At 38.4% G+C, this 16,788-nt stretch carries 8 protein-coding genes and 1 CRISPR repeat array; of the genes, 6 read left to right on the top strand and 2 right to left on the bottom strand.

Features of this window, described 5'->3' with window-relative positions:
- Positions 1 to 12: 12 nt before the first annotated feature.
- Positions 13 to 165: a CopG family transcriptional regulator gene (locus GJV03_RS09830; protein WP_354666847.1), complete on the top strand. Its 153-nt coding sequence runs from the start codon at positions 13 to 15 to the stop codon at positions 163 to 165.
- A 514-nt stretch (positions 166 to 679) separates the two neighbouring features.
- Positions 680 to 2,737 (top strand): TonB-dependent receptor, encoded by a 2,058-nt coding sequence (locus tag GJV03_RS09825; RefSeq protein ID WP_151958037.1) that lies wholly within the window; start codon positions 680 to 682, stop codon positions 2,735 to 2,737.
- Between the two features lie 308 nt (positions 2,738 to 3,045).
- A CRISPR array of direct repeats spans positions 3,046 to 3,853; the repeat unit is 28 nt; unit sequence GTTCACTGCCATATAGGCAGCTTAGAAA.
- A gap of 178 nt (positions 3,854 to 4,031) precedes the next feature.
- Here the strand turns inward: GJV03_RS09825 and GJV03_RS21725 are convergent.
- Both GJV03_RS21725 and GJV03_RS09815 read right to left on the bottom strand, forming a co-directional pair.
- Positions 4,032 to 6,266, bottom strand: a complete 2,235-nt coding sequence (locus GJV03_RS21725; RefSeq protein WP_154129984.1) for a TonB-dependent siderophore receptor — start codon at positions 6,264 to 6,266, stop codon at positions 4,032 to 4,034.
- A 252-nt stretch (positions 6,267 to 6,518) separates the two neighbouring features.
- Positions 6,519 to 7,040, bottom strand: coding sequence for a sigma-70 family RNA polymerase sigma factor (locus GJV03_RS09815; RefSeq protein WP_154129983.1), 522 nt, complete (start codon positions 7,038 to 7,040; stop codon positions 6,519 to 6,521).
- Between the two features lie 254 nt (positions 7,041 to 7,294).
- On the opposite strand from GJV03_RS09815, the gene GJV03_RS09810 reads away from it, so the two are divergent.
- The 4 genes from GJV03_RS09810 to GJV03_RS09795 are packed head-to-tail and all read left to right on the top strand — an operon-like array spanning position 7,295 to position 16,128.
- Complete coding sequence (locus GJV03_RS09810) at positions 7,295 to 8,503, top strand: efflux RND transporter periplasmic adaptor subunit (protein ID WP_154129982.1); 1,209 nt, start codon at positions 7,295 to 7,297, stop codon at positions 8,501 to 8,503.
- A 3-nt stretch (positions 8,504 to 8,506) separates the two neighbouring features.
- Entirely contained in the window at positions 8,507 to 11,620 is a 3,114-nt protein-coding gene (locus GJV03_RS09805; RefSeq protein ID WP_154129981.1) for a multidrug efflux RND transporter permease subunit, read from the top strand.
- Positions 11,617 to 14,712, top strand: coding sequence for an efflux RND transporter permease subunit (locus tag GJV03_RS09800; RefSeq protein ID WP_154129980.1), 3,096 nt, complete (start codon positions 11,617 to 11,619; stop codon positions 14,710 to 14,712). Before GJV03_RS09805 ends, GJV03_RS09800 begins: the two co-directional genes overlap by 4 nt.
- An 18-nt stretch (positions 14,713 to 14,730) precedes the next feature.
- Positions 14,731 to 16,128: an efflux transporter outer membrane subunit gene (locus GJV03_RS09795; RefSeq protein ID WP_154129979.1), complete on the top strand. Its 1,398-nt coding sequence runs from the start codon at positions 14,731 to 14,733 to the stop codon at positions 16,126 to 16,128.
- Positions 16,129 to 16,788: the final 660 nt, after the last annotated feature.

The following is a 16,788-nucleotide window of genomic DNA, read 5'->3' as shown; positions in this document are numbered from 1 at the left end:
GCAAGATTAACTATTTTGATAGACCCGAACAAAAAGGAAGCTTTTGAGGAATTGTGCAATCGTCAGGATCTAAAGCCTTCACAAGTGGTTCGCCAACTGATTCGTGAGTATTTAGAAAAGCATGGTGTAGATTATGCGACTAAACCCACTTTACCGAAAAAGTAACATTTCATTTAACTATTTTATCAAGAAATAGGACTATGCTTTTAGGGGGAAAAGCGGGTTTTATTTCTATTGAATCAGAAAAAATTGAGTAAGATTGATCAAAAACATTGTACTAATTACTGAAGATTTTGATATTTATAAATTTTTAATGTATTTGATTCTTTAAAGCTGACCAATTTGAGCTTGATGATAGTGAGTAAAATAAGCAAAGGAGAGCTTACAAGCAGGTTGATGGCTTGTAAGCTTTCTTTTTTTGTAGAAAAAGAAAGCTATAAAAAGGACACCCAAAAATAAATTTTTGAATTCAACTTTGATAAAACTATTCCTTGAATTTGGTCTTTAAAAACAATACTTTTCATGTATTTGAGATTAAGTGTATTTGCATAAATTTACCTCAAGTTAAAAATATATAAATGATAATTATTATTATTAGTAATTGCATTTGAGGTTTTGCTCAAATACAATACGCAACAATTCTTTCACAATTCCTCCGTAATTTAAGTTGCGTATTAACATGAATAAACAATTAAGATTCCAGACACTGTCAATTTCTATACTCACCGCAATGTCAATTTCAGCATATGCAAAAGATACTTCTGAAGATGCGACAAAGTTAAAAACAATTGTGGTGACTGCGAGTAGTCAGGCAGTAGATGTTAAAGAAGCACCAGCAAGTATTAGTGTTATTACAAGCGAAGATATTGAAAAACAACCTGTGGGTAGTCTTGGAGAATTATTAAGTAAAGTCCCCGGGGTAACGGGTGGAATTAGTCCTTCGAAGGAAGGTTCTAAGATTAAATTGCGTGGTTTACCAGACAATTACACACTGATTTTAGTTGATGGTAAACGCATCGGGTCTTCAAGAGATGTAAGTTATCGTCCAGATTTAGGTCGTCAGGATTTAAACTGGATTACACCCGATATGATTGAAAGAATTGAAGTCGTTCGTGGTCCAATGTCTTCCTTATATGGTTCAGATGCGATGGGAGGTGTAATTAATATTATTACTAAGAAGATTCCCAATGCTTGGGGCGGTAATGTCACTTTAAATTATACTCAGCCAACAACTTCGTCTGATTTAGGCACTTCTATACAAACAGGTGTCATGGCTGCTGGTCCATTAACTGACACCTTAGGTTTACGCTTGACGGCAGGGATGACTGAACGAGAGGCAGATAAGAAATATTCAGCAGGTAACGGAACCACAGGTTCTCAAGATCAAAACTACAATGCGATGTTGCACTATCAGCCAACAGATAAACAGTCATTCAGTTTTGAAGCAGGGCACAGTATCCAAAAGAATGAAAAAGGTTCTCAAATTAACGCCAAAACAGGTGCAGAACAGGAGACTAGTTGGGGAGCTAAAAAATTAGAACATAATTCATTTAGCGTATCGCATGATGGTGAGTGGGCAATTGGTAAATCTAAGTTAAGCGCATACTACAATGATTATGATTCAAGTATTAATAAGGTTACGAGTAAATCAAATGAATTGATTGTTGAGGGTAGCTTAACCATGCCATTTGAGCTAATGTTTAAGCAAGTCTTAACTGTTGGCGGTCAATGGAAAAAACAAGAATTAACCAATACTGATACGATTGGTACTCTACCTGGTGGCAGTTGGGATGGGAAAAGCTATACCGACCCTAAGGTGGATAATAAAAATTGGGCATTATTTCTTGAAGACAATATTTCACTGCTCGATAATTTGACATTAACAGTAGGGAATCGTTTAGATCATGATGATAAATATGGTGAGCATCATAGTCCAAGAGGTTATTTAGTTTATAGTCCAATGGATGATCTTGTGATTAAAGGGGGGATCGCAAAAGGTTTCCGTGCACCAACTGTGAAAGAATCATCTCCTGGTGGGGCAACTGAATCTGGTGGGAATGGTTGCAATGGGTTAAGAGGTAAAATTTGGTATGACAGTAAGCAAAAGCCAGATACCTATACGGGTGGTAGCTGCTTTATGACAGGTAATCCAAACCTTAAGCCTGAGGAAAGCACAAACTATGAAATTGGTGTAAATTATACTGGTTTTGGTACAGACCTAGGTTTGACATTCTTCCATACAGATTTTAAAAATAAAATCACTTATTCGCCGTTAGGTCACGAAGGTGGTATTTGGTTTACTCGAAATGAAAATATTCAAAATGCAGTAACGCGTGGTCTAGAAATGGTTGTAAATTTCCCAGTTTTAGACAATCTAAAATGGAATAATAATGCAACGTATTTCTTAAAAGCAAAAAATGAAGATACTGGTGCAACCTTACTGACCACTTCAAAATTAACGGTAAATTCAGCCCTAAATTGGCAACCGATAGATCCACTCAATGTAGAATTGTCTGCGCAATATTTAGGTAAGCAATATTTAACTGATAAAAGCGCTACTCCTACGATGCAAAAACCACATACGATTGTAAATCTAGCAAGCAATTATCAAGTGAATGATAAGCTCACTGTACGTGGTGGCTTTACTAATTTACTTGATAAAAAATTGTCAAATGGTGCAGACGCATACTTCGTTGAGCGTCAAAAAGTATTTGTAGGCGCAACCTTTAAATTTTAATCAATCATACTGAAGTGAAAACTCACTTCAGTAATAAATCATGCGTTATGAAAACCATCTGCGGATGGTTTTTTGCTATGTATTTTTTATTTGGATGGATGGAATGCTGTGTATGAAATAGTGAAAACAATGATTTTTTTAGGGTTTAGGTATTCTTCTATTCGTACCAAAATTTCCCCCAATATTTTTTGATCATTTTATAGTTTAATAAAATCAGTTGGTTATATATGTTTTAAAAAACTTTGGGTATTTTATGGTTTTTATATTTAACTTGCTGTTATCAGAGTGTTTTTTGATTTAAAATTATAGTTCACTGCCATATAGGCAGCTTAGAAATGTTTTAGACGTTTAATACGTTGTCTAATTCCGTTCACTGCCATATAGGCAGCTTAGAAAATATAAGACAATAATTGACGTTCAAAGTCTTGGTTCACTGCCATATAGGCAGCTTAGAAAATTAATGAATCAAAAACTTTTAAGTTGTCATCGTTCACTGCCATATAGGCAGCTTAGAAAGAACTGATGAAATAAAACTTAAAAACCTCCTCGTTCACTGCCATATAGGCAGCTTAGAAATAATGGCTGATAAAAAAGAACCTAGTGATATTGTTCACTGCCATATAGGCAGCTTAGAAAGTTGGCATTGACTGAATCTGCAACAGCATTTAGTTCACTGCCATATAGGCAGCTTAGAAACGTGTCTGCGTCTTAATCAGACCACGTGAGCTGTTCACTGCCATATAGGCAGCTTAGAAAATTTTGCATAACGTTTAAAGATGTACGTTCATGTTCACTGCCATATAGGCAGCTTAGAAAATGGGAAGACTTTCTTGCTGTGATGTAAAAGGGTTCACTGCCATATAGGCAGCTTAGAAATAAGTCGTCATCGGTGTCGATCAACTGCGACTGTTCACTGCCATATAGGCAGCTTAGAAATAAAGCGTAAAGGAAGTATTTAGGAACTCTTTGTTCACTGCCATATAGGCAGCTTAGAAATGAGAGTACTGCTTGTACTATGTTAATGCCTGGTTCACTGCCATATAGGCAGCTTAGAAATGAAACTGTCATTGATGAAAATGGTAAAGAAAGTTCACTGCCATATAGGCAGCTTAAAAATCAACGGAAGAACTAGATGAGATTTACTGCTAGACCAGCAGAGGCGTTTATTTTAGTTATCTTGATAATATTTGAATTTGTAGAGAAAGCTACCTTAACGGTAACTTTCTCTACATCTAACTCATTGGTTTATTTTAAGCTAAATCAATGTTTAGCTTATTATAAATAGGTTTCAGAATTACCAATCGTATTTTAACCCCACTCTAAAATTAGTTGGTGCACCGTAGTAACTATTCGTTGTGGCTAAATGATATTTTTCATTAAACAAGTTATTGATATTTAAATTCAGCAATAAATTTTTATTGATTTTATAACGTGCCATTAAATCAACCAAAGTATAGCTGTCTTGGGTAAAACGAGTCTTTACAGGGAGCGTTATATCAGAATAAATATCACTTTGCCAACGTAGGCCACCACCTATTGTTAGAGCTTGATCAAAGTAAGGTAGAGTATAGGTACTAAATAATTTAGCAGTATTATTTGGAATGTTGGTGTTTATACTATTACCTTGACTATTTTGTGATAAATTTCGAGTAAAACTTCCTGAAATTTGCCATAACTCAGAGAGTTTTCCCGTGGCTTCTAATTCAATACCGCGGCTTTTGGTTCCAGATTCCGCTGTATATGCTTGAGATCCATCGGGAGTAATGTGTGAATTATCGGGTTGTTCAGGAACAGCGACTGCAAAATTATCTTCTTTAGTTTGATAAACAGCAGCACCTATATTCAACTGATTATCAAAAAATTCACCTTTAATCCCTAGTTCAGTACTATTGCCGACAAGAGGGTCTAAATAGTCCCCCTTAACTGTCTTTTTATCTTGTGGTGAAAAAATATTGGTATAACTGGCATATGTTGTCCAATGGTCAGTTAAATCATAGGTAAGTCCTACATAGGGGATTACTTCACCACTTTCTTTATGGGTTTTGATATCTGTTGTATTTTTAGCATTGTCATGATTTATAGCGACACGTTTCCAGTCTTCTACACGTGTTCCTAAAATAATTGCTGCCTTATCTGATGGTTTTAACCGGACAGCACCGAATATTGAATGACTACTGTCATCGCCACTATACCAGCCGTCAATCATCGTCTCAGGTCGAGTTGGTGTATTGCCATTCCAACTGAAAATATTGTCTAATTTTCCATTCCAAGACATGCCATTATTCCAGCCTGAGTAGGTTGGACGTTGATTCTCACTTTTAGTAAAAGTTGTTCCCAAAACTAATTCATGGGTTTGGTTGAACAAATTAAATGAGCCATTCAGCGTTAAATTAAATAAATCTTGAGTAGGTTCATAATCCCAACGTGTTGCGTAAATTAAAGCACCTTTTCCAGTTTGTTTATCTATCCCTGAGCTATAAGCATAACCAACAACTTCATCTGAAGAGGTTTTTGTTCGAGAAAGAATACCTTTAAGTTTCCAATTGTCATTGAACTTGTGTTCAATATCTGCAAAAAATGCAGTAGTTGATCGATCTGAGTACGTCCAGTCTGCAGCAGCCGAATCAGAGCGCGACCATTCAATTAAAGATCCATCAGTATAATATGAAGGTAATCCCCCACGGGCGATGCCTGAAATATCAATTTGTTGATAGCTAATTCCAAGACTTGCTTTGGTTCGATCTGTTAAATCTGCTTCAAGTACACCATAGGCAACTTTGCGTTCTTCTGCATAACGATCGATATAAGAGTCACCATCTTGATAAGCCAATACAGCACGACCACGGAGATTACCAGATTGATTCAATGGTGATGAAACATCGATATCTGTTCTATAGGCGTCCCAAGAACCAGCACTAGCACTTACAGAAGCTTTAAAGTCTTGTAATGGTTTTTTTCGAACCATATTAATACTAGCACTTGCAGAACCAGCACCAGTCATTAAACCATTTGCACCACGCACAATCTCTATTCTGTCAAAGAGTGCAGTGTCTTGACTTTGAAAAATACTAGAATATGAGTTCAGTAATTTCACACCATCTAATAAATAGTTGTCTACAGTTTGACCTCGTGCATAAATTGGTGAGTTATCTGAGCCAATATTTCCACCTTGATTAATTGTTAATCCAGCAGCTTGTGTTACGACATCTGTTAATTGTGTTAAGTTTTGATCCTCCATTTGCTGACGTGTGATTACACTGACCAATTGCGGTGTTTCTTTTAGGCTGAGCGCCAAGCCTGTTGATGCTGTGGTGGCTTTTGCAGTATATAAACCAGAGCCTTCGGTTGTAAGGCTATTGATATTATTGGCAGATACAGTGATGGTAGGAAGCTGAGTAGAATTTTGTTCTTGACCATCAGATGAGTTCGGTGCTGCGAATATAGATCCATTTATTAAAAAAATAGATCCGCCCCAAAGTGCAGTTCGAATTGCAATTGCTAATGCATGTTTGCTTTGATGTTCCTTCATTAGATTCTCGTATGAGTCATATTCATGTACTTAGTCGTTTTTGTTTTAAAAAAAGCTCATTTTTTATGATTTAAATGCTGGGCATGTTGTTGGATGTAACAACAGTAGAGAACAAGCGCGAATAGAGGAGAGCAACTATTTGTATGATCAATAGATCGATGTCATGTAAGTTTGAGATAAATTTTAAAATACGTTTAATTGGATTTATATACTAGTTTTTATTTAATATATTGTTTTATAAATAAAAAAATATTATGAATTAAAGGTTGTGTTATAAATACTGGAACAGGCAACAAAAGCTTGTTTCATATCTCGTTTTACTGTGGCTTCAGAAATATTAAGTTTTTCACCGATTGCGCGGTAGGTCATACCTTCCATTTGTGATAATAAAAAGACCTGTGCTACGCGTTCGGGTAGTCTTTCTAGTGTTTGATGAACTTGATACAAACTTTCTCGAATACATATTTCATGTTCTACAGATGGATAGCCATCCTGTGGTGTATGTATTAACGCATCTAAATATAAGTGTTCAACTTGTTGGTGGCGCCAATGATCAATAATTACATGTTTCGCAATTCCCAATAACCATGCTTTGGGTTCTTTAATATTTTCAAAACAGTAATTACTTTTTAATGCACGATAAAAAACCTCCTGACTAAGATCTTCAGAGTGATGATGGTTGTGAAGTTTATGTTTGAACCACAAAAGTAAAGTATTTTGATGGTCTTGATAAATATGATCAAACCATTGCTGCTTTTGTACGTTCAAATGCATAAGAGTTGCCTGTTTAAAAAGCGAACTACATGGAGTTTTGCTGGAGGAAGAAAGTGTTGAAAATAATGATAGTGATAATGATTATTAAATGCAATAATAAAGATTACAAAATGCAACATGATAATTAGCGAAGCTAACCTTTATTTATTCTTGATTATTAATGAGATGAACAATGGGTATCTGTGAAATTTCACTTTAATTATTTCGCAATTGTAAATTTTGATCGTTCTGCGACTTTATGAATAAGAGTTTTTATGAGTAAGCCATCTGTAAATGTAAACCCCAAAAAAAGTTTTATTGGCCGTAAATTTAAATATTTAATTGGATTTATGCTGCTGATTATTTTCGGACTAGCAGGCTTCTATTGGAAAAAAACCTCATCCAAACCCGCAGAGGAATATAGCCAATGGAGTAAACCTGTACCCGTGCGAACTGTGCCAGTACAACGACAAGATTTACAGGTTGAAATCAAAGCAATTGGTACAGTCATTCCTACGCATATTGTGAATGTACAAAGTCAGGTTTCTGGAGTTTTACAGCAGATTTATTTTAAAGAAGGGCAAATCGTAAAAAAGGGTCAGCTCCTTGCACAAATTGATCCAGCGCCGTTTCATGTCTCACTTGCACAGGCTGAAGGAACACGGCAGCAGAATTTAGCACAATTGCAAAATGCTGAAACAGAGTTGCAGCGTTATCAATTGCTGTTTAAACAAGATTCAATTGCAAAACAACAAGTAGAACAGCAATTGGCGCTGGTCAACCAGCTTAAAGGTCAAATACAGGCGAACAAGGCGCAAGTAGATGCTGCAAAACTACAGCTGTCTTATACTAAAATTTATGCCCCTATTGAGGGGCGGGTTGGATTTAGACAGAAAGATGCTGGTAACCTTATTCAAGCCAATGAAAGTGCTGGTTTAGTCAGTATTACTCAAGTTCATCCAATTTTTGTGCAATTTTCAGTGGCAGAAAACTATTTAGCAAATCTGCGTCAATCATTAAAAAATGGCGATAAAGTGTTGGTAACTGCTTGGGATAAAACAGAGCAAAAACAACTTGCGCTGGGGCATGTACAAGCAATAGATAATCAGATTGATATCAGTACTGGGACTTTAAAAATAAAAGCAATTTTTGCTAATCATGATGATGCTTTATTTCCAAATCAGTTTGTCAATGTGCGTTTAAATACTCAAACCATTCAAAATGCAATCAGTATCCCGAGTGATGCTGTACAACATGGTGCAAAAGGCAGCTATGTGTATATCATCAATCCGCAAAATAAAGCCGAAATTCGCATGTTAAAACTGGGGATGACATCGAATGGTCAAATTGAAGTTTTAGACGGATTAAAGGGGAGCGAAAAAGTAGTACTTGAAGGAATTGATCGTCTTTCGGAAGGCAAAGAAGTTCAAATTGTTGTAGAGAATCAACAGCCAATTTCTACGGCCAAGCCAACTGCTGGATAAATCATGAATATTTCACGGTTCTTTATTTTACGTCCAGTCGCAACTACATTATTGATGTTAGCACTGCTGTTGAGTGGCTTCTTGGTTTGGCGGTTGTTGCCTGTCTCTGCTTTGCCACAGGTCGATTATCCAATTATTCAAGTCTATACTTTTCAACCTGGCGCCAATCCCGATACAGTACAACGCACAATCACCGCACCACTCGAACGAGAAATGGGCAAAATTGCTGGTTTAAAGCAAATGTCTTCTAGTAGTTCAGTGGGGGCATCCGTTATTACCTTGCAGTTTGAACTGAGCGCAGAACTTGGTGTCGTTGAACAAGAAGTACAGTCAGCACTCAGTACAGCCAGCAGTAAATTACCCAATGATCTACCAGCACCACCGATTTACCGTAAAGTAAATCCTGCTGATGTTCCTGTGATTACCCTTGCCATCAGTTCAGAAACTTTACCTTTAACAACAGTCTACGACATGGTGGATACCCGAGTTGCACAAAAGCTTTCTCAGCTTTCAGGTGTCGGGATGGTCAGCCTTGCGGGGGGGCAACGTCCAGCAATACGCGTGCAAATGAATGCTACGGCACTTGCTGCCTATAAAATGAGTGCTGAGGATGTGCGTTCTGCAATTAATTCTGCCAATGCAAATCAACCCAAAGGCAGCTTTGATGGACCATATCGCACCACCATGTTGGATGCCAATGATCAGATTCGCTCGATTGCAGATTATGAAAATCTAATTTTACGTTGGAACAATGGCGCACCGATACGTCTTAGAGATGTGGCAAAAGTCATAGAAGGGAGCGAAGATCGCTATATGGCGGCTTGGGCAGACAGTCAAGCTGCAATCTTGGTCAATGTACAGCGCCAACCGAATGCCAATGTGATTCAAGTTGCAGATCAGATTAAGCAAATATTGCCTGAGCTACAAAAAAATCTGCCTGAAAATGTCAAAATTCGAGTGTTAACCGATCGAACTGAGAGTATTCGTAGCTCCATTGATGATGTGCAAAAAGAATTGGTTTTTGCCGTGTGCTTGGTGGTGATGGTGACTTTTTTATTTTTAAGAAATTTATCCGCTACGATTATTCCTAGTATTGCCGTACCACTGTCGATTATTGGTACTTTTGTCGTCATGTATTTTTTAGGATTCTCTGTTAATAACCTGACTTTAATGGCACTCACCATTGCGACAGGCTTTGTAGTCGATGATGCAATTGTGATGTTGGAAAATATTGCACGACATCGTGAGGCAGGAGAAAGCTTATTACAAGCCGCACTTAAAGGATCTAAAGAAATCGGCTTTACCTTAATTTCGCTGACGATTTCACTGATTGCAGTATTAATCCCATTACTGTTTATGGGGGATGTGGTTGGGCGACTGTTCCATGAATTTGCTGTCACTTTAGCAGCAGCAATCGCAATTTCATTGGTGGTGTCGCTTACATTGACGCCAATGATGTGCGCATATTTATTAAAAAATGCCAAACATTCAACTTCTCACAGTCGCTGGAGTCTAGACCGAATTATCCAGCAATACGGTAAAGCGTTACAGTGGGTTTTTCGGCATCAAGTAATGACACTTGCGGTGATGTTGAGTACCGTCATTTTAGCGGGTCTGCTGTATTGGATGATTCCCAAAGGCTTTTTCCCTGTACAGGACAGTGGTGTCATACAGGTGGTGACTGAAGCGCCTGATGATATTTCATTCCAAGCCATGAGTGAGCGTCAACAAACACTCGCGGGGCAGATCTTAAAAGATCCTGCTGTGGAAAGTTTGTCTTCATTTATTGGTATAGATGCCAATAATCCAAAACTAAGTAATGGACGTATTTTAATTAATCTAAAGCCGCATGCTGAAAGAGATCCTGTAGATCAAATTATGGCACGACTTAGAGGACAGTTCGCTCAAGTTGAAGGGATTCAAGGCTGGATGCAACCAGTACAAGAGCTGAGTATTGAAGATAAAATTAGTCGTACTCAATATCAACTGAGTATAAGCGCTGCTAAAATGACAGATTTAGCCGAATGGACCCCTATATTTGTTGATGCTTTACGACAACAACCTGAATTTGCACAAGTCACCAGTGAAGAGGGTGGACAAGGCTTACAAGCATTTATTGATGTCAATCGAGATGCCGCAGCACGTTTGGGTTTAAACATTGAAGATATCAGTTTAGCTTTACAAAATTTATTTGCGCAGCGCCAGATTGCAACTTTATACACGCAATCTAATCAATATCGTATTGTTTTAGAACTTGACCCAACATTCACTCAAGGTATAGATGCTTTAGGGCAAACCTATATTCATAATAAAAGTGGAGAGCCGATATTACTCAGTTCTGTTGCCAATATTGTGCAAAAACGCGTGCCTATTATTCTGCAACAGCAATCACAATTTCCAGCCAATGGGGTATCTTTTAATCTTGCATCAGGGGTCGCGCTCGGGGATGCGATCAAAGCGATTGATCGCATACAACAGCGTCTAAATCTACCAACAGAAGTGAAAGTCAAACTGCAAGGTGCAGCTGCTGCTTATGAGAACTCGCAACAACATACGTTCTGGTTGGTGATTGCAGCAATAGTGACCATGTACATTGTGTTGGGCATTCTGTACGAAAGTTTTATTCACCCGATAACCATTCTTTCTACCTTGCCATCTGCTGCAATTGGTGCTTTGTTGGCATTGTTTATGGTCAATCGACCACTGGACATGATTGCCTTGATTGGGATCATTTTATTGATTGGTCTGGTCAAGAAAAATGGCATCATGATGGTGGATTTTGCTTTGGCTGCACAACGTAATGACGGATTGTCACCACAGCAAGCGATTTATCAAGCCGCACTGATGCGTTTTCGCCCAATTTTAATGACCACTCTTGCGGCACTGGTTGGGGCAATTCCATTGATGCTTGCATCGGGTTCAGGGGCTGAATTACGTCAGCCTCTTGGGATCGTCATGGTGGGTGGTCTGATTTTAAGTCAAGTCCTGACGTTATTTACTACACCAGTGGTTTATTTATTTTTTGATCGTCTGCAATATTCATTGCAACATACCAATTCAGATTTATCTGTAGATGATTTACCCACAGATCATGATACGACAAGGAGAGAGTTTTGACTTTTCTCTCGACCTTTATTCACCGACCTGTTGCCAGTATTTTACTGGGAATCGCAATTGTATTATTGGGTATATTGGCCTATTTTCGCTTACCTGTAGCCGCTTTACCACAGGCAGATATTCCAACGATTGTGGTGCGAGCAAGTTTACCTGGTGCAAGTCCTGAAAGTATGTCTGCCACCGTGGCGACGCCATTAGAGCGTGCCATGATGGGCGTTTCAGGGGTAAAAGCGATTAATTCTTCAAGTAATCAAAGCGCAACCCAAGTGGTTTTGCATTTTGATTTAAAGACTGACATCAATGAAGCCGCCAGAGAGGTCCAAGCTGCAATCAATGCTGCGATGTCACAGCTGCCTTCTGGAATGCCAAGCCCTCCTGAATATTTCAAGATCAATCCAAGCCAGAGTCCAATTTTTTATTTGGCACTGAGTTCAGAACATCTTTCTGCGGGCAAACTCTATGAAATTGCCAGTAATAAGCTGCAGCCAAATCTTGCGCAAATTAATGGGGTTGGGGAAGTTGTCATTGACGGGGCATCTATGCCAGCTGTGCGAATTCAACTCAATCCAAATGCCTTGATTTCACAAGGGGTGTCTTTGGAGCAAGTTCGTGAAGCGATTGTAAAAAGTAATACAGTACAAGCCTTAGGGGTAATTGAAACTGAACAGTTACGTTGGCAAGTTGAGCTTCCAAGTCGTTTAAAAAAAGCGGATGATTTTGCCAATTTGATCATACATCAAAATGGTCAGACAGTTGTCCGTTTAAAAGATGTGGCTGAGGTACAGGATTCGGTCGAAAACCGTTATGTAAGTGGTTTTCACAATGGCAAACCAGCGGTTATTATTAAAATCAGCCGTCAACCCAATGCAAATACCGTTGCCACAATTGAAAAGATCAAAGAAAAACTACCAGAGTTAAGCAGATTAATTCCAGCAGATTCACAACTGACCACAGTGATGGATGGATCGGAAATTATTCGGGCGGGCTTAAATGAGGCAAGGGATACTTTATTATTTTCCATGCTTTTGGTGATTATTGTGGTCGCACTGATGTTAGGTCGTCTGCAAAGTGCTCTTGTTCCAAGTATTGCTTTACTGGTGACTTTGATTGGCGCATGCAGCCTGGTTTATCTCGCTGGATTTTCATTGAATAACTTGTCGATTATGGCGGTGATTGTTGCGATTGGGCTCGTGGTTGATGATGCAATTGTAGTTTTGGAAAATATTGAACGTCATATAGAACAGGGTGAACAGCCTATACAGGCTGCCTTAAATGGTATTCGAGAAGTCGGTCTGACCTTGCTGGCAATGAATTTGGCTTTGGTGGTGATCTTTATTTCCGTGCTATTTATGGGAGGTGTAATCGAACGATTGTTTAGAGAGTTTTCTTTAACACTGATTTTTATTATTATTTTATCTGTATTTGTCTCCCTAGTCCTTACGCCAAGCTTATCTGCACGCTGTTTAAAACCATTAGAGCGTTATCAACATCAGGTTTTGTATCGCTATAGCCATCGCTTGATGCAGGGTTTGAGTCAGCTCTATTTGCATTCACTGAAATGGATGATCAAACACGGTTATTTGGTCATTTTGCTATGGGGCGGTGCAATTGCTGCTTCTGTATATGTCTATCAAACATTACCCAAACGGGTATTACCTGAGCAAGATACCGGACGGGTTGAAGCTTTTATTCGAGGGGATGATGGTTTCTCCTTTCAAATTATGCAACCCAAAATCGCCACCTTTAGTGAAAGTGTATTAAAGGATCCCGCAGTCAAAGATGTGATTGGTACGTCTGGTGGTGCTGGTGGAATCACCAATTCTTTTTTAATGGTGAGTTTAAAACCCAAAGCAGAGCGAGATGGCAAATCTTCACATGAAATTGTAGATAGAATTAAAAAAAATGCCCCATGGCTGGCAGGTGCGATTTTTTCTGCACAAGTCAAACAGGAACTAGAATTGGATGATCCATTTTCAAGTGGAAGTGGGCAAGATTATTTGTTGTTACTGCAATCTGATGATGTTGCGTTGCTACGTCAGTGGGTGCCTAAAGTTGCTCAGGCAATGCAGAAGCTTGCAGAGTTAGAAGAAGTTGAAACCATGGGCGATGAAGGTGCTCAGCATGTGACTTTAGACATTGACCGTGAAGCAGCACGTCGTTTGGGTGTGGACATAGAAAATATTTCAAGTGTACTCAATAACTCATTTTCGCAGCGCCAAATTTCGACTATTTATGATCAAACCCAACAGTTTTATGTGGTGATGGAAGTCGATAAACACTTTACTGAACATCCTGAAGCGCTGGCAAATGTACGCATTCCAAACCAACAAGGTATTGCTGTACCACTCAGTAATTTTGCCACATGGTCTTATGGTATTACCAATGATCGGGTTTATCGACGCAACCAATATGCCGCAATGGGGATTGGTTATGTGGTTAAACAAGGCTATAGCTATGAACAAGCGGATGCAGCTATTCGTAGTGTTTTACCCGAAGTGATGTTACCCAATGAAATTTTTATCATGACAGATAAAGATGTCGAGGCGGAAAGTTTGCAGGCTGGTTTATCGACCCCGTTACTTGTCTGTGTGGTGATCTTACTTATTTATATCGTTCTTGGGGTTACCTATGAAAGTCTGATTCATCCATTGACGATTTTATCGACAGTACCCGCAGTGGCTTTGGGGGCTTTGTTGACCTTATGGTTATTTAATTTCCAATTCACCTTAATTGCACTTTTGGGCATGTTTTTATTGATCGGAATTGTTGTAAAAAATGCCATTCTTTTAATTGATTTTACTTTATTAGAAAGAAGAGCAGGCAAGACTGCATATCAGGCTATTTTGTCTGCCGCAGCTCTCCGTTTTCGTCCAATTCTGATGACCAATACCGCAGCGTTGCTCGGTGCAATTCCACTGGCACTTAGCTGGGGAGAAGGGGCAGAGTTACGTCAGCCTTTGGGTGTTGTCATTGTGGGTGGTTTAGCCTTGGGTCAATTATTGACGTTGTATACAACGCCTGTCTTGTATTTGGTGTTGGAAAAATGTGCTGAATCTTGTTTGAAATTGAAAAATAAATATGCACTTCATTGAGGTAAATAGGAAAATATAATGCAGAGTTTAATCGTTAAAAATGTCATGTGCCTTAGTGTGTTATTGATATTGACTGCATGCAATTCTACTGTTGTGTTGCATCCGCCTGAATATAAAGTGCCAGTCCTTCAAACGGATGATCATTATAAATATGCTGTTTTAAATTGGAAAAAAACCTCAAGCTTAGAAGTCAATGCCAACACTTGGTTGGAAATTTTTCAAGATCCTATTCTTAGTCAATTGATGCAACAATTGAATCAAGAAAATTTGAGTCTGAAACAAGCGGAAGCACGATATCAACAAGCCAATGCCTTACTTGAGCAGCAACGCGCTAACCGTTTGCCAAGTTTAAAGTTAAATGGTTCTGCACAACGTAGTGGAACAAAGGACAGTACGCCAAATAACCAATTTACAACGGGTGTTCAGGTCAGTTGGATTCCTGATTTATGGGGCAGGGTCGCCAAAGCAGTTGAAGGGCAACAGGCAAATTTAGAGGCTTCACAGGCTGACTTAGCTGCAGTTAAACTCAATCAACAATTATTGGGCACAGAAAGCTATTGGAATATCCGAGTACTGGATGCGCAGTTGGATGTTTTACGACAAACCCAACACAGTTATCAGCGTTCCGTCAAAATTTTAAATAACCAATATATTGCAGGGATGATCGCGAGAGCGGATGTGATACAGGCTGAAACACAACTCAAGCAAGTTCAAATCCAGCAGATAGAAACCCAGCGAGAACGTGATTTACAAGAAAATATTTTAGCTGTGGTACAAGGTAAAACGGTTGCTCAATTTCAATTGGCCAAACAGAAACAGCACTTTCAAGTTCCAATATTACCAACTCAGCTACCAAGTCGGATGCTTATCCAGCGCCCTGATGTGATACGTGCTGAACGTGAATTGGCTGCAACACATGCCCAATTGGGCTTGGCTCAAACGGCATGGTTACCCGATCTCAGTATTGGCTTAACGGGTGAAGTAAATAGTCGCGTGTTGAGTCAACTGTTTCAAGCACCACAGTACTTGTGGTCGACTGGATTACAAACAACGGCATTGATATTTGACGGTGGAAAACGTAAGGCTGAGATTGCACAAGCACAAGCGAGTTATGCTGAAAAAGCAGCAGCGTATAGACAGGCTGTTTTAACGGGTTGGAAAGAGGTGGAAGACGCGCTTTTACAGTCATCCAGTTTTAAACAGCAACAATTTGAACAAGCTCAACTATTTAAACTTGCTTTAGAAAATGAACAAGTTGTAACTCGACGCTATAACGCTGGCTTAGTCAGTTATTTAGAAGTGGTCACAGCACAGAATTTAACCTTACAGGCGGAACAGGCAACTTTACAGCTCAAGCAGTTGCAGTTAAAAAATACAGCCCAACTGATTGCAGCCTTAGGTGGAAATATCAGTTGAAGGCCCTATGTAAAACTTAAGTGAGTTGGCTTAAATCTTTGAATAGTGTATTTAAATCTTATGGATTTAAAAGCTTACATGCTTTTAAAAGTGTGTAAGCTAAGCTGTCTAAACTCTTGTTGTTAAACATTTTATGTATTTAAAGATTGCCTATGATTCATCAAGTTTCATGTTGTTTTTTTATCATCATTTAAAACAAATAGCACCATTTTAGATGTATAGCAGGATTTAAAGCCTGATATGCACTATGAAAGCGCAAGTTAATACTTGTGATTTGTCGGACAATTTTATTGTTAAAGTGTTATTTATGTCACATTTATGTGTATAATCATCGAAATTTATACCCTGATTTGATTTTGAAATGGTAAAGCTTGTAACTTTTTTCGTGTTTAGTAGTGTGATATTTCTAGGCTATTTTTCTTATGTCGATTCGCAACAGAAAAAACAACAAGAAATGCAAAATATTATCAAAGATGCGAATTTAACCATTCGGAAAATTGAGTCTAATCCTAATAATCACAATCATTTAAAAGTAAGTAATACGGTGATTTGATTTACGTACTGTATATCCTTAAAGCATTAAACTTCTGAGTTCACATGAATTGGATGACTAAAAGCATCAGATTGATAAAATTATTTAAACTGTATGTTATAATTTGT

Source organism: Acinetobacter sp. RIT698, from assembly GCF_009668065.1.
GTDB lineage: Bacteria > Pseudomonadota > Gammaproteobacteria > Pseudomonadales > Moraxellaceae > Acinetobacter > Acinetobacter guillouiae.
Note: the sequence above shows the minus strand (reverse complement) of the source record. Positions and strands in the feature narration are given on the sequence as shown.

Coding starts and splice junctions, on each gene's coding strand:
- GJV03_RS09825 (WP_151958037.1), top strand. CDS start 680: ATGAATAAACAATTAAGATTCCAGACACTGTCAATTTCTATACTCACC.
- GJV03_RS21725 (WP_154129984.1), bottom strand. CDS start 6,266: ATGAAGGAACATCAAAGCAAACATGCATTAGCAATTGCAATTCGAACT.
- GJV03_RS09815 (WP_154129983.1), bottom strand. CDS start 7,040: ATGCATTTGAACGTACAAAAGCAGCAATGGTTTGATCATATTTATCAA.
- GJV03_RS09810 (WP_154129982.1), top strand. CDS start 7,295: ATGAGTAAGCCATCTGTAAATGTAAACCCCAAAAAAAGTTTTATTGGC.
- GJV03_RS09805 (WP_154129981.1), top strand. CDS start 8,507: ATGAATATTTCACGGTTCTTTATTTTACGTCCAGTCGCAACTACATTA.
- GJV03_RS09795 (WP_154129979.1), top strand. CDS start 14,731: ATGCAGAGTTTAATCGTTAAAAATGTCATGTGCCTTAGTGTGTTATTG.